Consider the following 18,538-nt stretch of genomic DNA (forward strand, 5'->3'; position numbering starts at 1 on the left):
GCGGGTCACGAGCCCACCGCCACGGCGACGGCGAGCACGACCACGCCCGCGAACAGGCCGGTCAGGTAGAGCCGGGCGTTGCCGTTCTGGCCCCGGCGGATCCCGCCGCCGAGCAGCCACGCGCTCTGCGCGGCGCCCTTGACGTAGGTGTCGACGACGGCGCCGTCGCTGAACCGACTTGCCTTGGCGGCGAGTCGGACGGGGGTCAGGATCAGCGCCGCGTACAGCCCGTCCACGTCGAACCCGCGCAGCGCCGGGCCGCGCAGCGGACCCAGTACCCGGGCCGGATCGCCGGCCGGGTCGCGCCGCCACAGCGCGCCGACCACGCCGGCTCCGAGCACGAACGCGGCCAGCGCGAGCACCGTGGTCGACAGCTGCGGGGTCAGTTCGGCGTAGCCCAGGTCGCTGCCGAGGGACGGCAGACCCGGGAAGGCCACGAAGCCGAACAGCACCGTGGGCACCGCGAGCACGATCAGCGGCCACACCATCGCGGCGGGCGCCTCGCCCGTGTGCGCGGGCTTGCCGTAGTCCGCCGCGTCCGCGTGCGCGGGCACCTCCGCGCCGGGCGCACTCTCGCGCGCCGGTCCGAGGAACACCCGCAGCCACACCCGGGTCGCGTAGGCCGCGGTCAACGCGGCGGTGAGCAGCCCGGCCACCAGGACCAGCCAGCCGGCCGACTGCGGTACCGGGCCGTGTCCGGCGGCGGTGTGCTCGGCCGCGCCGAGCACCGCCTCCTTGCTGAAGAAGCCGGCGAACGGCGGCACACCCGCGAGCGCGGCGAGTCCGGCGGTCATCGTCCAGAACGCGATCGGCGCGCGGTGCCGCAGTCCGCCCATGCCGGCCAGTGCGCCGGTCCCGGCGACGTGGATGGCCACCCCGGCGCCGAGGAAGAGCAGCGCCTTGAACGCGCCGTGCGAGAGCAGATGGAACACCGCCGCGTCGCGTCCGCCGACCGCGAGGCCGCCGGTCATGTAGGCGAGTTGGCCGACCGTCGACCACGCGAGCACCCGCTTGAGGTCCTCCTGGGCGAGCGCGGCCAGGGCCGAGCCGATCATGGTCGCCGCGGCCAGCACCGCGAGCACGATCAGCGTCGCGTGCGCGGCCAGGAAGGCCGGATACAGGCGGGCCACCAGGTAGGCGCCGGCGGCGACCATGGTGGCCGCGTGGATCAGCGCGGACACCGGGGTCGGGCCGGCCATCGCGTCCGGCAACCAGGTCTGCAGCGGTACCTGCGCGGACTTGCCCGCGACGCCGCCGAGCAGCAGCAGGGTGCCCGCGGTGACCCACCCGGCGCCGCCCTCGGGCACCGCGGCCAGCACGTCGCGGATCCGGAACGAGTCGGCGCCCGCGGCGAGCACGAGGATGCCGATCAGGAACGGCACGTCGCCGAACTTGGTGACCACGAACGCCTTGATCGAGGCCGAGCGGGCCGCCTCGGTCTCCCAGTGGTGGCCGATCAGGAAGTACGAGCAGACGCCCATCACCTCCCAGCCGACCAGGAGCACGATCAGGTCGCCGGTGTACACGACGAGCAACATCGCGGCGGTGAACAGCGACACCAGCGCGGCGTAGGACGAGTAGCGCGGATCCTCGCGCAGGTAGGCGGCCGAGTAGATCTGCACCAGCAGCGCGACCACGGTGACCAGCACCGCGGACAGCGCCGCGAGTCCGTCCACCCGCAGTCCCAGCGTGATGTCCAGGGCGCCGGTGGGGGTCAGCCGCACCGCCGATTCGCGCGTGTCGTCGCCGATGCCGACGGCCACGGCGATCGCGAGTCCGGTGGCCACCAGGGCCGCGGGCACGGCGATCAGGACCGGGCGCACCCGGCGACCGAGGAACAGCCCGAGCAGGGCGGCGAGCGCGGGCAGGCCGGTGGCCGTCGCGGCGGCGACCGTCATACCGATCCCTCCTTGTGCTCGGCGAGCTCGTGCAGTTCGGGGATGTCGGTGGTGGCCCGGTTGCGGAACACCATCAGCACGATCGCCAGGCCCAGGCCGATCTCGGCGGCGGCGATGGTGATCACGAACAGGGTCAGCGCCTGACCGGCGTGCAGCGTGTCGCGCAGGTACATGTCGAACGCGACCAGGTTGATGTTGACCGCGTTGAGCATCAGCTCGATCGACATCAGTACGAGGATCGCGTTGCGGCGCGCGATCACCCCGTAGAGCCCGATGCCGAACAACAGGACGGCGAGGACGAGCGGATAGACCAGATGCATCGCGGGGTCAGTCCTTCCGGCCCGAGTGCGCGCGCGAGCGGGAACGGGAGCGGGACAGCACGATGGCGCCGATCAGTGCGGCCAGGAGCAGCACGGACAACACCTCGAACGGCAAGACCCACACCTTGAACAGGCTCTGCCCGGTGACCTCGGTGCTGCCCACGGTGTCGTCGCCCAGGTGCAGGTAGGCGGTACGGAACGCGTCCACGATCACGGTGAGCAGGGTCGCGGTGGCGCCCAGCGCGACCACGGCGGCCGGGATTCGGGCGGCGGGGTCGGGCGGTTCGGAGTAGCCGATCGGCGCCTTGGTCAACATCAGGCCGAACAGCAACAGCACCACGACCGCGCCGACGTAGATCAGCACCTGGACCCAGGCGATGAACTCGGCGGTGAGCAGCAGGTACTCGGCGGCCAGGCCGCCGAGCGTGACCACCAGCCACAGCGCGGCGTGCACGACCTGGCGGGTGCTCACCACGAGCAGCGCGGAGCCGAGCACGATCAGGCCGATCAGGACGAAGGCGATCTCGGCGCCGGTGGGCGAGAGGAAGCCGTGCTCGGTGGCGGCGAGGTTCACGGGGTCTCCTCCGCTTCCGCTGCGGCGGCCCTGGCCGCCGCAGCGGCCTTCTCCGCCTTCTCGACGGCCTTGCGGGCCTGGATCAGTTCCTTGGGGTCCTCGGCGTGCTCGTCCAGCGCGGGGGGCGGCGGGACGGTCCACATCCACTCGCGCAGCTTGTCCTTCTCGTGCGTGAGTTCGTGGATGTCGCCGGTCGCGTACTCGAACTCCGGCGACCAGAACAGCGCGTCGAACGGGCACACCTCGACGCAGATCCCGCAGTACATGCACAGCGCGAAGTCGATCGCGAAGCGGTCGAGCACGTTGCGGGTGCGGTCGCGCGCGCCGGGTTCGCGGGCGGGCACGACCTCCTTGTGCGAGTCGATGTAGATGCACCAGTCCGGGCATTCGCGCGCGCACAGCATGCAGACCGTGCAGTTCTCCTCGAACAGCGCGATCACCCCGCGGGAGCGGGGCGGCAGTTCCGGCAGGACCTCCGGATAGGACTGTGTGACGGACCTCTTGGTGAGGGTCCTGAGGGTCACCGCGAGGCCCTTGGCCAGGCCCTTCATCAGGTCGCCACCTTTACCACGCCGGTCAGGACGAGTTGGCCGAGCGCGAGCGGGACGAGCACCGTCCACGCGAGCTTTTGCAGTTGGTCCTCGCGCAGTCGCGGATAGCTGACCCGCAGCCAGATCACCACGAACGCGAGCACGCCGGTCTTGAGCAGGGTCCACAACCAGCCGACCGAGTCCGACCACGGTCCGTGCCAACCGCCCAGGAACAGCACGGTGGTCAGCGCGCACACGATCAGGATCCCGGCGTACTCGGACAGCAGGAACAGCGCGAAGCGCAGGCCGGAGTACTCGGTGTAGGCGCCGAAGATGATCTCCGAGTCGGCGACCGGCATGTCGAACGGCGGGCGCTGGATCTCGGCCAGGCCTGCGGTGAAGAACACCACGCCGCCGATCGCCTGCCAGGGCAGCCACCACCACTCGAAGCCCTCGACGATCCCGGTCAGCGACACGGTCCCGGCGGCCATCGCGACCGAGGCCGCGGCCAGCAGCATCGGCAGTTCGTACGCCATCAGCTGGGCGGCCGAGCGGATGCCGCCGAGCAGCGAGTACTTGTTGGCCGAGGCCCAGCCGCCCATCAGCGAGCCGAGCACGCCGACGCCCATCACCGCGAGCACGAACACGATGCCGGCGTCGACGGTGCGGCCGACCAGGCCGTTCGGCCCGATGGGGATCGCGATCAGCACCACGAAGTACGGGATCAGCGCGACGGCCGGGGCGAGCTTGAAGACCTTGCGGTCGGCCCCGGCCGGGACGATGTCCTCCTTCTGCGCGAACTTGACGCCGTCGGCGACCAGCTGGGCCCAGCCGTGGAAGGCGCCCGCGTAGATCGGGCCGACCCGCGCCTGCATGTGCGCCATCACCTTGTGCTCGGTCTGCCCGATCAGCAGGGGCAGCACGAGGAAAGCCCCGAGCACGAGAACGAGCCGGAGGCACACGTCGAGGAGACTCACGGGGTGTCCCCTTCGGTGGACGGGTCGGGCGGACCGCTTTCGCGGGGTGTGGGCGCCTCGGGCGGCGAAGCCGACGCGGCGGACTCGGGTTCCTCGGGTGATCCGGCGGGGGGCGCCGGCTCGGGATGCGCGGGCGATTCGGGCTCGACCGCAGGGGTCGCCGGGGTTTGACTCGCCGACCCCTCGGACGCGCTGCGGGTGCGGCGCGCGGGCGGTGCGCCCTCGGCGGCCTGGCTCGCCGAGCCCGCGGAGGCGCTGCGGGTACGGCGGGCCGGTGGTCCGTCGGTCGCGGCCCGGCCTGCCGAGCCGGCCGCGGCACTGCGGGCGCGGCGCGGGCGTTCCTCGGCGGCGGCTGCGGCCTCGGCCGCCGCCTCCTCCTTGTGCGGGCCCCACGTCGCCGGATCCGGCACCCCGGGAGGCAGGGTGCGGCGGCGGCCGGGGGCGCGGCCCGGCCCGGCGCCGTGATCGGACTCGCCCGGCTCCTTCGCACCCGGCCATGCCTTGGCCACCCGCGAGGCCAGCACGAACTCCTTGCGCAGCGGGTGTCCCTCGAAGCCGTCCGGCAACAACAACGGATCCAGGCCCGGGTGGTCGGTGAAGTCGATGCCGAACATCTCGTGCGTCTCGCGCTCGTGCCAGCGAGCCCCGGCGTACACGCCGGTCGCGGTCGCGAGCACCGCGGCCTCGCGCGGCACGCGCGTGCGCAGCAACAACCTGGGCCCGGTCGGGATCGCGCACACGTGCGCGACCACGTCGAACCCGTCGGCGAGTTCGTCCACCCCGGTGAGCCAGTCGAAGAACGCGCAGCCGAGCCCGTCCCGCGCGGCGGTCAGGGCGGCGACCCAGTGCTCCGGCGCGACGTCGACGGTGACCAACCCGTACGCGTCCGACACGGCGAGCACCAGGTCCTCGCCCAGGCCCGTACGGATCTCCTCCGGCGTCATCGGGGATCCCCCGCGGGAGGCGTGGGCGGCGCAACCAGCGGCCGGCCGAGCGCGGCGGCGGGCAGCTTGCGGGCGTACCGCGCGGCCGGGTTCTCCACCGCGATCCGCTCCTGGAGCTTGAGGATCCCCTGGAGCAGCGCCTCCGGCCGCGGCGGGCAGCCGGGCACGTACACGTCCACCGGCACGATCTGGTCGACGCCCTTGGTCACGCAGTACGAATCCCAGTACGGCCCGCCGCAGTTCGCGCAGGACCCGAACGAGATCACGTACTTGGGCTCGGGCATCTGCTCGTACAGCCGCTTGATCGCGGGCGCCATCTTGTCGCTGACCGTCCCGGACACCACCATCAGGTCGGCCTGCCGGGGGCCGGGCGCGAACGGGATCACGCCGAGCCGGATGAAGTCGTGCTTGGCCATCGAGGACGCGATGAACTCGATCGCGCAGCAGGCCAGGCCGAAATTGAATACCCAGAGGGAGTAGCGCCGTCCCCAGTTCAGCACCAGCCGCACCGGGTCCGGCGCGAGCCGGGAGAGCACCCCGAGGCGGGGCGGTGGGAGGTCGACCGGTGTGCGCTCCACCGGTGCAGGTGTCAGGTCCATGCGAGCACGCCCTTCCGCCACGCGTACAACAGTCCGGTGGCCAGGAAGCCGACGAACACGAACATCTCCACCAGGGTCGTGGCGCCGAAGCCCGGCGCGTCGAACACCGTCGCCCAGGGGAACAGGTAGATCACGTCGACCGCGAAGATGACGTACAGATAGGCATAGAGGTAGTAGCGGATGTGGACCTGTGCCCACCCCACTCCCACCGGATCGACGCCGCACTCGTAGGTCGTGAGCTTCTCGTGCGTGGGCACGCTCGGTCGCAGCAGTCGCCCGCCGGCGAACGCCACCGCGACGAAGGCCGACGCGACGAGAAGCACCAGACCCACGAGCGCGTACGTTCCGTAGTAGCCCTCCACCCGGTGCCCGCCTCCTGATCGACATTGCCCGAACGTTGCGTGGTCGTTGCGTACGTTTGTGGCACGGGAGTCTAGGGGGGTTGCGCCGGACCTGTCCCCGGTGTCCAGTCCGGTCGACCGGCCGGATCGGCGATACCGCTCCCGAGCCGAAGGTGGTAGGGACAACCCCACCCCCAAGACACCGACCCGCGCCATGGGACCCGCCCGGGTCACCCGGCAGAGTTGACCCAACGGATCGGCTTCTCTCCCAGCGAGGCAACTCCATGTCCATGCCCTCACCCGCGACTGCCTACGACGGGTCCACAGGTGATGTCCCGGCCCGAACGCGGCCGGGCATCCTGCGCGCGCCGTTCACGGTGCGCACGTGGACCGACACGATCCATCTGGTACTCAACCTGCCCATCGGCATCGTCGGCTTCACCTATGTCGCGGTGTTCATCGCGCTCGGCGTCGGCCTGACCCCGCTGTTCCTGCTGGGGTTGCCGCTGCTGGCGCTGACCCTGATGGGCAGCCGGGCGTTCGGCCGGGTGGAACGGGCCCGGGCGAGTGCGCTGCTGGACGAGCACGTACGGGCGCCCGCGCCGCTTCGGCGCCGGCCCGGTCCCACCGGGTGGATCAGGTCCGGCCTGACCGACCGGATCGGGTGGCGGGCCAGTCTCTACCTGTTCCTGCAACTGCCCTGGGGCGTCTTCACCTTCGCCGCGACGACGGTGCTGTGGGCGACCTCGCTGAGCGCGATCACCTATCCGCTCACCCAGCCGCTGTATCGCCGGGCCGACATGCCCGGCGCGATGCTCTCGGGCGACGGGCCGCACGAGAGCGGCGCCGACCACTATCTGGCCGGGCCGGGCCCGGTGTCGCTGACCGTGGCGTTGGGCGTGGTGCTGTTCTTCGCTACCCCGTGGCTGGTGCGCGGGATGGCCAATGTGGATCGGGTGATGGTGCGCGGCCTGCTCGGTCCGGCCTTGTTGTCCGAGCAGGTGCGCGACCTGACCGTGTCCCGGGGTGCCGCCGTCGACACCGCCGCGTCCGACCTGCGCCGGATCGAGCGCGACCTGCACGACGGTGCGCAGGCCCGACTGGTGGCGCTGGCGATGGACCTGGGCATGGCGAAGGAGAACCTGAGCACGAGTCGGGACACCGAGACCGCGCGGATGGTCTCCTCCGCGCACGACGAGGTCAAGCTCGCCCTCCAGGAGTTGCGCGACCTGGCCCGGGGCATCCACCCCGCGGTGCTCACCGACCGGGGTCTGGACGCGGCGCTGTCCTCGATCGCGGCGCGCTGCACGGTCCCGGTCCGGGTCGAGGTGGACCTGCCCGATCGCCCACCCGCCCCGATCGAGTCGGTCGCCTACTTCTGCGCGTCCGAGCTGCTGACCAACGTCTCCAAGCACGCTCGTGCCTCGCACGCGTGGGTGACGGTGGGCCGGCAGGACGGCCGGATGTACCTGATCGTCGCCGACGACGGTGCGGGCGGCGCCTCGACGGGCAAGGGGTCCGGCCTGGCCGGACTGATCGAGCGGGTGCGCGGTGTGGACGGCACGCTCACCGTGGACAGCCCCGAGGGCGGGCCCACCCGGGTCACCGTGTGGCTGCCGCTGTGAGGATCCGCCGGAGCTGAGATCCGACCCGCCCGCGGTACGCCGCAGCGACTCGAATCCGGAAGACTGTAGCCGCACCCGCTCTCCGGGTGCGGCTACCGGATTTGGGGGATGTGAACGCTGTGCGCGTCGTCATCGCTGAGGATTCCGTACTACTCAGGGACGGTTTGTCCCGCCTGTTGACCGCTCGCGGCCACGAGGTCGTCGGCGAGGTCGGGGACGCCGAGCAACTGGTCGCCGTCGCGGGGCGACTGCGCCCCGACGTCTGCGTCGTGGACGTGCGGATGCCGCCCACACACACCGACGAGGGCATCCGGGCGGCGGTGCGGATGCGGGCGACCCTGCCCGAGGTGGGCGTGCTCGTCCTGTCCCAGTACGTCGAGGAGCAGTACGCGACGGAACTGCTCGCGGGCAACACCAGTGGCGTCGGCTATCTGCTCAAGGACCGGGTCGCCGACGTCGGCGACTTCGTCGCGGCGGTCGAGCGGGTCGCGGGCGGCGGCACCGCGCTCGACCCCGAGGTGGTCTCCCAGCTGCTCGGCCGTTCCCGCAAGCGCGACGTGGTGGAAAAGCTCACACCGCGCGAGCGCGAAGTGCTCGGCCTGATGGCCGAGGGACGCACGAATGCGGCGGTCGCACAGGCGCTGGTGGTGTCGGACGGCGCGGTGGAGAAGCACGTCAGCAACATCTTCGGGAAGCTCGGTCTCGCACCCAGTGACACCGATCACAGACGGGTCCTCGCGGTACTCGCGTATCTCGGATCCTGACATCGTAGGGATCGAATTACTGGACCCATGCAATCATCCGGTCGATCGGAGCAGCCGTCCCATACCGGGGCGGACTGTAGTTTTGTTCGGATACAGCCGGATATGCGCCCCCGGTGGGCCATGTCCGAGGCGTGACGCCGCTCACGTCGCGCGCCAGGGCGGATCCTCGCCCGCTCCGGGGGGCGCCACGGCCCCCATCTGTACCGCCGTACGATGAAAACTGCGACATCCGCGCGGTGCGCGGACCAACCGCCGCAGCGCCGAGGAGGTCCTTCCCCGTGACCAAGCAGGTCAAGCAGCTCGACCGGGTAGTGATCCGGTTCGCCGGCGATTCCGGTGACGGAATGCAGCTGACGGGCGACCGTTTCACGTCCGAGACGGCGACGTTCGGAAACGATCTGTCGACCCTTCCCAACTTCCCCGCCGAGATTCGGGCACCCGCGGGCACCCTGCCGGGTGTGTCGAGTTTCCAACTCCACTTCGCCGACCACGACATCCTGACGCCGGGCGACGCCCCGACCGTCCTGGTCGCGATGAACCCGGCCGCGCTCAAGGCCAACATCCGCGACCTGCCGCGCGGGGCCGAGATCATCGTCAACACCGACGAGTTCTCCAAGCGCGCGATGGCCAAGGTCGGCTACGCGACCAGTCCGCTGGACGACGGCTCGCTGGACGCCTACAACGTGCACGCGATCCCGCTGACCACGCTGACGGTCGGCTCGCTGGCCGAGTTCGAGATCTCCAAGAAGGACGCCGAGCGGGCGAAGAACATGTTCGCGCTCGGTCTGCTGTCGTGGCTGTACCACCGGCCGACCGACGCGACCATCGCGTTCCTGCGCAGGAAGTTCGCCAAGCTGCCGGTGATCGCCGAGGCGAACGTGGCGGCGTTCAAGGCGGGTTGGAACTTCGGCGAGACCACCGACGACTTCGCGGTCTCCTACGAGGTGGCCCCGGCCAAGCTGCCGGCCGGGACGTACCGCAACATCACCGGCAACCTCGCGCTGTCCTACGGCCTGGTGGCCGCCGGGCAGCTGTCCGAGCTGCCGGTCTACCTCGGTTCGTACCCGATCACCCCGGCCTCGGACATCCTGCACGAGCTGGCCAAGCACAAGAACTTCGGCGTGCGCACGTTCCAGGCCGAGGACGAGATCGCGGGCATCGGCGCCGCGCTCGGCGCGTCCTTCGGCGGCGCGCTCGGCGTGACCACCACCTCCGGTCCGGGTGTCGCGCTCAAGTCCGAGACGATCGGCCTCGCGGTCTCCCTGGAGCTGCCGCTGCTGATCATCGACGTGCAGCGCGGCGGACCCTCGACCGGTCTGCCGACCAAGACCGAGCAGTCCGACCTGCTCCAGGCCATGTTCGGCCGCAACGGCGAGGCGCCGGTGCCGATCGTGGCCCCGCAGACCCCGTCCGACTGCTTCGCGGCCACCATCGAAGCGGCCCGGATCGCGCTGAAGTACCGCACCCCGGTCTTCCTGCTGTCCGACGGCTACCTGGCCAACGGCTCGGAGCCCTGGCGACTCCCGGAGACGTCCGAACTGCCGGACTTGCGGGTCGAGTTCGCGACCGAGCCGAACCAGGAGATGCCGGACGGCACCAAGGAGTTCTGGCCGTACAAGCGCGACCCCGAGACGCTGGCCCGCCCGTGGGCGGTGCCCGGCACGCCGGGTCTGGAACACCGCATCGGCGGGATCGAGAAGGCCGACGGGATCGGTTCGATCTCCTACGACCCGGCCAACCACGACCTGATGGTGCGCACCCGGCAGGCCAAGGTGGACGGCATCGCGAACGACATCGAGCCGTTGTGGGTCGACGACGCGACCGGTGACGCCAAGGTGCTCGTGATCGGGTGGGGTTCCACCTACGGTCCGATCGCCGCCGGCGTGCGTCGGGTCCGGGCGGCGGGCGGCAAGGTCGCGCAGGCCCACCTGCGCCACCTCAACCCGTTCCCGGCCAACACGGCCGAGGTCCTCAAGTCGTACGACAAGGTGATCGTCCCGGAGATGAACCTGGGTCAGCTCGCCCTGCTCCTGCGCGGGAAGTTCCTCGTGGATGCCATGTCGTACAACCAGGTTCGCGGCCTGCCGTTCAAGTCCGAGGAGCTGGCTCACGTGATCCAGGAAGTGATCGAGAGTGTTTGAGTCTGCGAACGGCGCCGGCGGCTTCCCTTCGCTGTCGCTGATCCCGAAGGCCGACGGCAAGCAGTCCATGAAGGACTTCAAGTCGGACCAGGAGGTGCGCTGGTGCCCCGGTTGCGGGGACTACGCGATCCTGGCGGCGGTGCAGGGCTTCATGCCCGAGCTCGGTCTCCGCAAGGAGAACATCGTGTGGGTGTCGGGCATCGGCTGCTCCAGCCGCTTCCCGTACTACATGAACACGTACGGCATGCACTCGATCCACGGACGTGCCCCGGCCATCGCGACCGGTCTGGCCACCTCGCGCGAGGACCTGTCGGTGTGGGTGGTCACCGGTGACGGCGACGCGCTCTCGATCGGCGGCAACCACCTGATCCACGCGCTGCGACGCAACGTCAACCTGAAGATCCTGCTGTTCAACAACCGGATCTACGGTCTGACCAAGGGTCAGTACTCGCCGACCTCCGAGACCGGCAAGATCACCAAGTCCACCCCGATGGGCTCGCTCGACCACCCGTTCAACCCGCTGTCGGTGGCCATCGGCGCCGAGGCGTCGTTCGTGGCCCGGTCGATCGACTCCGACCGCAAGCACCTGACCTCGGTGCTGCGCGCCGCGGCGGCCCACGAGGGCACCGCGCTGGTGGAGATCTACCAGAACTGCAACATCTTCAACGACGGCGCGTTCGAGCTGCTCAAGGACCCCGACAAGCGCGACGACGTGACCATCCGGCTGGAGCACGGGCAGCCGATCCGGTTCGGCTCGCAGGGCCAGTTCGGCGTCATCCGCGGCGCGCGCGGCTCGCTGGACGTGGCCGAGGTGGCCCAGGTCGGCGAGGACGCGCTGCTGGTGCACGACGCGCACGCGGACAACCCGGAGTTGGCGTTCGCGCTGACCCGGCTGGGTGACCTGACCAGCAACACGCACACCCCCATCGGCGTCTTCCGCGACATCGAGCGCCCGGTCTACGACCGGTTGATGTCGGCGCAGATGGCCGAGGCGGCGAGCAGCGGCGGCGCCGGTGACCTGTCCTCGCTGATCCGGGGCAACGACACCTGGACGATCAACTAGGTAGCGAGTCCGGCGAGACCACGTGGGGCCCGGCGGACATCCCGTCGGGCCCCAGGCGCGTTGCGGCCCCTGTTCGGCCGAGCGCGGGTATGTGCGGCGAGGCGGACGGGCAGCCGAGGGGTATGCAGCCACCCACCGGCCCGCCCGCTCCGCTGAGTGTGGACGTTCGGATTCCCGAGACGGTCGGATACCGCGTCAAGAAGCGACTGCTCGGCCCGCCGCTGGTCGGTTCGCGACTGCGTGGCGAGAAGTTGTCCAATCCGACCGCGCTGGGCGTGCTGGCCTCGGACTGCATCTCCTCCTCGGCGTACGGCACCGAGCAGATGTTGCGTGCGCTGGTGCCCTACATCGGCATTGCCGCCTTCACCCTGCTGCTGCCGGTCACCTACGCGATCCTCGCGGTGCTGCTGTTGCTGACGTTGTCCTACTGGGACGTGGTCGGCCTGTACACCAAGGCCGGCGGCTCGTACATCGTCGCCCGGGACAACTTCGGGCCGCGCGTCGCGCAGGTCGCCTCGGTCGCGCTGTTGATCGACTACGTGGTCACCGTCGCGGTGCAGACGGCGGCCGGCACCGACGCGATCGCCTCGCTGCTGCACCTGGTGTGGGGGACCGACATCAGCGGCTGGAAGCCGGAGATCTGCGTCGGTGTGGTCGCGGTGCTGTTCTACGGCAACCTGCGCGGGGTCAAGGAGGCCGGGCGGGCGTTCGCGCTGCCGGCGTACCTGTTCATCGGCGCGATGGCGGTCGTGTTCGCGGTCGCGCTGGTGCGCTGGGCGAGCGAGGGCTCGTTGCCGCAGGCGGACGTGCACGCGGCCGGGGCGGTGCCGCTGGGCGATTCGGGCGGCGGATTGCTGTACGGCGCCTCGCTGTTCGTGGTGCTGCGGGCGTTCGCCAACGGCGGGTCCTCGTTGACCGGCCTGGAGGCGCTCTCGAACAGCGTGTCCACCTTCCGCGAACCGCAGGGCCGCAACGCGCGCAGGACCCTCGTGGCGATGTCGCTGGTGCTCGCGGTGCTGGTGCTGGGCATTTCGCTGCTCGCGCGGGCCACCCACGCGCTCCCCTACACGGACGGCGATCCCACGGTGATCGCGCAGGAGGCGCACCTGGTGCTGGGTGGGGGCGTATTCGGTCGGGCCGGGCTGATCTTCGTACAACTGGCCACCGCGCTGATCCTGTACACCGGCGCGAACACGCCGTTCAACGGCTTCCCGTTCCTGGCCGACTTCGTCGCCGAGGACGCGTTCCTGCCCAAGATGTTGCGCAGGCGCGGACACCGGCTGGCCTTCTCGAACGGGATCATCCTGCTCGCGGTGGCCGCCGTCGCGCTGCTGCTGGTGACCGGGGCGAGTGTGGACTCGCTGGTCGCGCTGTACGCGATCGGCGTGTTCACCGGCTTCATGATGGCCGGTTCGGGACTGACGAGGCATCACTGGACGCACCGCAGCGGCCGATGGCGGGCCGGGGTCGCGGTGAACGCGCTCGCGGCGGTGGTCTCCGGCGTGGTGGTGCTGATCTTCGCGATCACCAAGTTCACCGAGGGCGCGTGGCTGGTGGTGGCGCTCTTCCCGCTGGGCGTGTGGGCGTTGATCGGGGTCAACCGGCGCTACCGGGAGGAGGCGGCGGCGCTCGCGGCGGCGCCGGCCACGGCGGACTTCGGCCTTCGGGACCGCTCGGTGGTGGTGGTGCTGGTCGACTCGCTCGACGTCGCGGTGCTCCAGGCGGTGCGCTATGCCCGCGCCCTGCGGGCCGACGATCTGCGCGCGGCGCACTTCGTGCTGGACAGCCGGCATGCCAGGGTGCTGCGCAAACGCTGGGAGGCGAGTCGGGCCGCCGACATCCCGCTGGAGCTGATCGAGTGCCCGGATCGGCGGCTCGCCCGCGCGGTGCTGGAATTGGCCGCGCGGGAGGTGGCGGACGGCGCGTCCGGGATCACCCTGCTGCTGCCTCGACACACCTATCCGCCGGTGATCGGCCGCCTCCTGCACGGCCGGACCACCGACTCGATCGCGTCCGCACTGACCCGGGTGCCGCACGCGATCGCCACCGTCGTGCCGTTCGACATGGCCGCGGCGATGGCGCATCGACCGCCCGCCTCCGCCGACTCGGCGGCCAGGTGTGTGCCCCGGCTGTTGCCGGCGAGGGACGCGGAACCCGAGCCGATCACCCCCACGACCGGGCCCGCCTCGGTAGCCGAACTCAAGTGGCGGCAGCGGGCCGAGGTGGTCGGCCGGGTCCGGTCGGTCTCCCCGTCGCCGGAGACCGCCCGACCGGCCCTGGAGGTCGAGCTGTACGACCGCACCGGCGGCCTTCGGCTGCTCTTCCACGGCCGCCGGCACCTCGCCGGCGTGGAACCGGGCCGCCGAATGCGGGTCAGGGGCGTGGTCGGCGAGGCCGAGGGCCACTTGGCGATGTCGGATCCGAACTATGAACTGCTTCCGGAGGACGACTGAGGTCGGGTGAGAACGGGCCGGCTCGGGTGAGGTCGGGTGAGGTCGGGTGAGAACGGGTGCGGCCGCCTGCGGACGACTCGACAGCCGGGATCAGGACGTGCTCGACGACTGCGACGTGCTCTCGGGAGCGTCGGACCGGCCCACGCGACGGAGCAGGCCGAGTCGGCTGGCGGTGCGGGCGATGTCGGTCGGCAGGTCGTCGCCGGCGAGGAGTTCGGCCAGGGGGTGGTCGCTGCACAGGAAGAGTCGTACGTCGGCGTCGCAGCAGACGTCGACCAGGTTCACGAAGCGCTGCCGGGCCTCGGCGGTCGCGGTCTTCAGCGGCGGCAGCGCGCCGATCACCCACGTCGGGTACGTCTCGGCGAGCACGAGATAGTCGAGCGGCGAGGTCCGGCCCTCGCACAGCGCGGCGAACCCGCCCCACAGCTCCCCCGACCGGGCCGCCTCGACCGCCAGGTCGCGGCGGTTCACCCGCAGCGTGACCGCCTCGTCGGGGGTGGGTGGCAGCAGACCCTGGCCGCGCAACTGCTCGGGGTCGCCGGGCCACAACACCGCGCCCCGACCGAACCCGGTGACCACGGTCCCGCCCCGGGGCAGGGCCCGATAGTCCTGCGGACCGGCCACGGTGACCACGGCCATCCGCTCCTCGATCTCGCGGATCGTCGGCTCGAACAGGTGGTGGTGGAGCGGATTGGGCAGCAGTCCGGCGGGCGGATAGTTGGACGTGCAGACCAGGACGACGCCGCGTGCGTGCACCTCCCGCAGCAGCCGGGTCACCAGCATCGCGTCGCCCGGGTCGTGCACGTGGAACTCGTCGAAGCACAACAGGTCCACGTCGCCGACCAACTCGGAGACCGCCGCGTCGACGGCGCTGTGCTCGGGGCCGTGGTCGTCGCGGTGCCGGTCGACCGCCTCGTGCAGACGGCGGAAGAACGCATGGAAGTGCACCCTGGTGCGACGCTCGGCGGGCAGCGGTACGGCCGCGAAGAACGCGTCGAGCAGCCAGGTCTTGCCCCGGCCGACCGGGCCCCACAGGTAGAGCCCCGCGGCCGGCCGGCGGCGGAACGGGCCGTGCCCGCGCCCTCGGCTCAGTGTCACGCCGAGTTCGGCGAGCCGATCGACGGCCTCTTCCTGGGCCGAATCGAGCACGAAACCGCGCGTGTTCGCAGCTGCGTGGAAGTGGCCTCGCATCGTCTCGACCGTCGTTCGCCCCATGATCGGGATCCTAGGGCGCGTGTTCGCGAGCCTCGCCGGTGGTCGAGACCGGGGCCGGGGTCGGGTGGCCACGGGCCGCGTCGGGGCCGTGGTCGTGTCGGGCGTGGCGTCGTGATCGGGGCGGCCGGTGCGGGTCAGGAGCGGGCGGCGAACAGGACGACCAGGAGCGGTACGACCCGCATCGCGGGCACCTCGTAGTGGCCCCGGCCGACGGTACGCAGCCAACCCGCGGCGACCAGTTGGCGCAGGTGGTGGTAGACCTGCCCGCTGGTGCCCATGCCCTCCAGGGCGCCGAGTTCGGCCGCGGTGTCGGTACCGCGCAGGATCTCGCGCAGCAGGGACAGCCGTACGGGGTGGCCCAGTGCGGCCAGGTGTTCCGCGAAGGGGGCCCAATCCTCGGCGAGCAACTCGTCCGCGTCGGCGGCCAGTTGCCACTCGATGGGGGTGCCCTGGGGCAGTTGCAGTGCGCCGGTGTAGAGCAGCGAACCGATCCCGTAGTGCTGCTTGAGCCCTTCCAGCGCCCAGAACATCTGCTCGTCCCGGCCCGCTGCGGGCGAGTCGGCCGGTCCGGTCCGCGCCGGGGCGTCGGCCGCGGCCTCCAGCGCCGCCACCCGCTCGGTCAAGGCATCCACGCGCGCGGCCAAGGCGGCTCGCTCGGCGGCGTCGTCATCGTGATCGTCCGGTCGATTCGGCACGTCGCGATTGTTACGCAGTTACGTAATCACTTCAATCCAGCGACGTGTCGTCGACCCGGACGGGTATCGCGTGGTACTCGACCTCGACATAGAACCGGCCGTTGGCCCGCTTCAGCCGCCGCACGGTCCGATGCCCCGTGGCGCCCAGCTCGCGCAGCGCCTTCTGCACCCGATACGGCCCCTCGGGCATCACGTCGGCCACGTCCTTGCCGGTGAACCTGATCCCCTCCGGCACCGCCAACATGCACGCAAGCACCCGCCGAGCCAACGGGCTGAGGCCCTCGTCCGCAACATCCGACACGGGATCACGTCCCCACGGTTCAGTCGACGATCGCGGCGGTGTCCAGCACGAACCCGAACGGATCCGGCATCGACAGCCGTTTACCGAAACCGACCTCGACACGGCCGGAATAGCTACCCTTCTCCGGATCGGTGAACAGCGTGACCTTGGCCTCGGAACGGTCGATCAGGAGGTAGAGCGGAATCGCGGCTTCGGCATAGACCTGCCGTTTGGTGAACCGATCCCGTCCGGGGGCGGTCGACGTCACCTCGACCACCATGAGCACGTCGGCGGAAGGCATCCAGGGCTCGGCTTCTCGCATCCCGCCGGACAGCGTCACGGTGATGTCCGGAATGACGCGAGCGCCCGCGGATCCGGCATCGCATCGTCGTCGGTTTCCACATCATGTGTGTACACAGCTTCGACGGACATCACACCCGCTCCTCCCCTCCCCGAGGCAACACCTTCAGCCTGGTTTCGCCCACCGACCCGCAGCCCCCCTCCCGATCCGGTTCACCCGATCGGGCAGCGGTGGGGAAGTGAGGGCAGGTCCTAGGCTCTCGCGTATGCGCATAGACCTGCATCAGATCGTCGTGGATGCCCGGGAGCCGGGGGCGTTGGTCCGGTTCTGGGCCGGGTTGTTGGGTGGGGAGCCGGTGGATCGGGAGCGGGGTTGGTCGCACGTCGAACCGCCCGGCTCGGCGCGGATGGCGTTCCAGCCGGTGTCGGAGGACAAGGCCGGGAAGAACCGGCTGCATCTGGACCTGCGGGTGGCCGACCTGGACGAGGCGGTGGCACTGGCGATCTCCCTCGGGGCGAGTGCGCGCGGACCCGTGGTCACCGACGAGCAGGGGTCGTTCCGGGTGATGCTCGATCCGGAGGGCAACGAGTTCTGCTTCGTCGGCTGACGCGACGACGGGTCGGCTCGAACGGGAAATCGGCGGGACACGGTCGCCGTTCCCCGCGAGCCGACCCGTCGGTCGTCGCGGTTGTCGCCGGGCCGGTCAGGCGGCCGTCACGACCGCTTCGCGGGCGAGCACGCGCGGCGTGGCCTTCGGGCTCTTCTTCGCGAAGATCACCAGCCGCATGAAGGTGAACCGGCCGATGCCGGCGAGGCCGGAGGCCGAGAGGTAGACCACCTGCTCGACCAGGACACCCGCGTTCGGCTCGATCGCGCGCAGGATCAGCATCGCGGCCGTGGTGAACAGGTAGCAGACCAACACCGTCAGCGCCGCCTTGACGTGGTCGCTCTTGCCGGGCTTGTCCCGGCCGAAGGTGAACCGGCTGTGCAGCTCGGTCGCGATCAGCGTCGAGCCCACCGTCACCAGCGCGTTGGCGGCGGCGAACGGCACGTGGCCGGACAGCAGGACCAGCGTCGCGCTGCTCGCGAGACCGACACCGCCGCCGAAGACGACGAAGCGGACGAAGGAGCCGATCACTCCGGGTGCCTTGGCGGTGGTGGTGCTCGTGGTGTCCATGTCCACGAGCATCCGCCGCACCGCCGGCAGCCCCCGCACAGACCGCTGACCAACCCCACAACCCGCTGTCAGCGCCGGCCCCGACTCCCGTCAGCCTGTCAGCGTACTCCTGTGACCTGGGCATTCACTCGAAGTTCCAGTCTGCCGGCAGCTCCGCTTCGCAACACGCACAGACGAAGTCGCCCTCCTTGACCACGTTGCGCTCACCGCAACCCGGGCACCGACGGAAGACGAACTCGTGGGTGAAGCCCTCGGGGTGCGCCACCCCGATCCGCGCGAGTGCCTCGGCCACCGCCGGCCACGAGCCCGGCTCCGGGCAGTAGCCGGTCGACTGGTTGCCGACCTCGACCACCGCCCACGCCCCGGCCTCGATCCCGAACGCGATCTCCCCCGCGCCGAGCACCCGCTCGCCACCCGCGCAGGCCACATGCTCACTGCGCCGCGGCGCGAGCCGCAACACCCCGTCCAGCCCCACCACATACGTGAAGGGCTCGTCGTGCTCCCGCGCCTCGACCCAGGTCGCGAAGTCGGTCGCCGATCGGATCGGCCGGCCCGCGGTATCGGCCCGCACGACCTCGGCCCGGATGTCCGCCGGTCCGACATACCCGTAGTCGCGCATGGAGGCACTCACCTCACCACTG

The 18,538-nt window shown here is 70.9% G+C and carries 18 protein-coding genes and 2 pseudogenes; 6 read left to right on the plus strand and 14 right to left on the minus strand.

Translation table 11 applies throughout. The features are described from left to right. Positions 1-5: 5 nt before the first annotated feature. From ACFZBU_RS22785 to ACFZBU_RS22820, 8 genes are read right to left on the minus strand one after another with little or no spacing between them, the layout of a single operon-like run. Positions 6-1,904, minus strand: coding sequence for an NADH-quinone oxidoreductase subunit L (locus ACFZBU_RS22785; RefSeq protein ID WP_391585532.1), 1,899 nt, complete (start codon positions 1,902-1,904; stop codon positions 6-8). Next, a complete protein-coding gene (gene nuoK, locus ACFZBU_RS22790; protein ID WP_391585432.1) occupies positions 1,895-2,218 on the minus strand; it encodes an NADH-quinone oxidoreductase subunit NuoK in 324 nt (107 codons plus the stop codon). Before nuoK ends, ACFZBU_RS22785 begins: the two co-directional genes overlap by 10 nt. Before the next feature lie 7 nt (positions 2,219-2,225). Continuing rightward, positions 2,226-2,792 (minus strand): NADH-quinone oxidoreductase subunit J, encoded by a 567-nt coding sequence (locus ACFZBU_RS22795; protein WP_391585433.1) that lies wholly within the window; start codon positions 2,790-2,792, stop codon positions 2,226-2,228. Then, positions 2,789-3,343, minus strand: a complete 555-nt coding sequence (locus ACFZBU_RS22800; RefSeq protein WP_391585434.1) for a NuoI/complex I 23 kDa subunit family protein — start codon at positions 3,341-3,343, stop codon at positions 2,789-2,791. Before ACFZBU_RS22800 ends, ACFZBU_RS22795 begins: the two co-directional genes overlap by 4 nt. After that, positions 3,343-4,299, minus strand: coding sequence for an NADH-quinone oxidoreductase subunit H (locus tag ACFZBU_RS22805; protein WP_391585435.1), 957 nt, complete (start codon positions 4,297-4,299; stop codon positions 3,343-3,345). Before ACFZBU_RS22805 ends, ACFZBU_RS22800 begins: the two co-directional genes overlap by 1 nt. After that, positions 4,296-5,243, minus strand: a complete 948-nt coding sequence (locus tag ACFZBU_RS22810) for an NADH-quinone oxidoreductase subunit C (RefSeq protein WP_391585436.1) — start codon at positions 5,241-5,243, stop codon at positions 4,296-4,298. The genes ACFZBU_RS22805 and ACFZBU_RS22810 overlap by 4 nt, the downstream gene beginning before the upstream one ends. Next, complete coding sequence (locus ACFZBU_RS22815; protein ID WP_391585438.1) at positions 5,240-5,842, minus strand: NADH-quinone oxidoreductase subunit B; 603 nt, start codon at positions 5,840-5,842, stop codon at positions 5,240-5,242. The genes ACFZBU_RS22810 and ACFZBU_RS22815 overlap by 4 nt, the downstream gene beginning before the upstream one ends. Further along, positions 5,833-6,204 (minus strand): NADH-quinone oxidoreductase subunit A, encoded by a 372-nt coding sequence (locus ACFZBU_RS22820; RefSeq protein WP_391585439.1) that lies wholly within the window; start codon positions 6,202-6,204, stop codon positions 5,833-5,835. The genes ACFZBU_RS22815 and ACFZBU_RS22820 overlap by 10 nt, the downstream gene beginning before the upstream one ends. 269 nt (positions 6,205-6,473) lie before the next feature. Here ACFZBU_RS22820 and ACFZBU_RS22825 point away from each other — a divergent pair, with 269 nt between their 5' ends. From ACFZBU_RS22825 to ACFZBU_RS22845, 5 genes and pseudogenes are all read left to right on the plus strand, one after another. After that, entirely contained in the window at positions 6,474-7,808 is a 1,335-nt protein-coding gene (locus ACFZBU_RS22825) for a sensor histidine kinase (protein ID WP_391585533.1), read from the plus strand. A 119-nt stretch (positions 7,809-7,927) separates the two neighbouring features. Beyond that, positions 7,928-8,572 carry a response regulator transcription factor gene (locus ACFZBU_RS22830; protein WP_026217954.1) on the plus strand — a complete coding sequence of 215 codons (645 nt, stop codon included), beginning with the start codon at positions 7,928-7,930 and terminating at the stop codon, positions 8,570-8,572. A gap of 278 nt (positions 8,573-8,850) precedes the next feature. Continuing rightward, complete coding sequence (locus ACFZBU_RS22835; RefSeq protein WP_391585440.1) at positions 8,851-10,713, plus strand: 2-oxoacid:acceptor oxidoreductase subunit alpha; 1,863 nt, start codon at positions 8,851-8,853, stop codon at positions 10,711-10,713. 67 nt (positions 10,714-10,780) lie between these two features. Then, a complete protein-coding gene (locus tag ACFZBU_RS22840; RefSeq protein WP_391585534.1) occupies positions 10,781-11,776 on the plus strand; it encodes a 2-oxoacid:ferredoxin oxidoreductase subunit beta in 996 nt (331 codons plus the stop codon). A 122-nt stretch (positions 11,777-11,898) separates the two neighbouring features. After that, positions 11,899-13,854: pseudogene (locus ACFZBU_RS22845) on the plus strand (APC family permease); the annotation flags it as partial. A 465-nt stretch (positions 13,855-14,319) separates the two neighbouring features. Here the strand turns inward: ACFZBU_RS22845 and zapE are convergent. From zapE to ACFZBU_RS22865, 4 genes and pseudogenes are all read right to left on the minus strand, one after another. Beyond that, the gene (gene zapE / locus ACFZBU_RS22850) at positions 14,320-15,444 is read right to left on the minus strand and encodes a cell division protein ZapE (protein WP_391585441.1); all 1,125 of its coding nucleotides are present in this window, start codon (positions 15,442-15,444) and stop codon (positions 14,320-14,322) included. A gap of 134 nt (positions 15,445-15,578) precedes the next feature. Next, positions 15,579-16,139, minus strand: coding sequence for an ArsR/SmtB family transcription factor (locus ACFZBU_RS22855; protein ID WP_391585442.1), 561 nt, complete (start codon positions 16,137-16,139; stop codon positions 15,579-15,581). A gap of 31 nt (positions 16,140-16,170) precedes the next feature. After that, a complete protein-coding gene (locus ACFZBU_RS22860) occupies positions 16,171-16,440 on the minus strand; it encodes a hypothetical protein (RefSeq protein ID WP_391585443.1) in 270 nt (89 codons plus the stop codon). A gap of 19 nt (positions 16,441-16,459) precedes the next feature. Further along, positions 16,460-16,783 (minus strand): annotated as a pseudogene (locus tag ACFZBU_RS22865) (Uma2 family endonuclease); the annotation flags it as partial. Between the two features lie 202 nt (positions 16,784-16,985). On the opposite strand from ACFZBU_RS22865, the gene ACFZBU_RS22870 reads away from it, so the two are divergent. Continuing rightward, positions 16,986-17,327, plus strand: a complete 342-nt coding sequence (locus ACFZBU_RS22870; protein WP_391585444.1) for a VOC family protein — start codon at positions 16,986-16,988, stop codon at positions 17,325-17,327. 96 nt (positions 17,328-17,423) lie between these two features. On the opposite strand, the gene ACFZBU_RS22875 is transcribed toward ACFZBU_RS22870, so the two are convergent. Further along, complete coding sequence (locus ACFZBU_RS22875; protein ID WP_391585445.1) at positions 17,424-17,897, minus strand: hypothetical protein; 474 nt, start codon at positions 17,895-17,897, stop codon at positions 17,424-17,426. 124 nt (positions 17,898-18,021) lie between these two features. Next, positions 18,022-18,516 carry a hypothetical protein gene (locus ACFZBU_RS22880; protein WP_391585535.1) on the minus strand — a complete coding sequence of 165 codons (495 nt, stop codon included), beginning with the start codon at positions 18,514-18,516 and terminating at the stop codon, positions 18,022-18,024. Between the last annotated feature and the right edge of the window lie 22 nt (positions 18,517-18,538).

It is taken from the genome of Embleya sp. NPDC008237 (genome assembly GCF_042956465.1).
Lineage (GTDB): Bacteria > Actinomycetota > Actinomycetes > Streptomycetales > Streptomycetaceae > Embleya.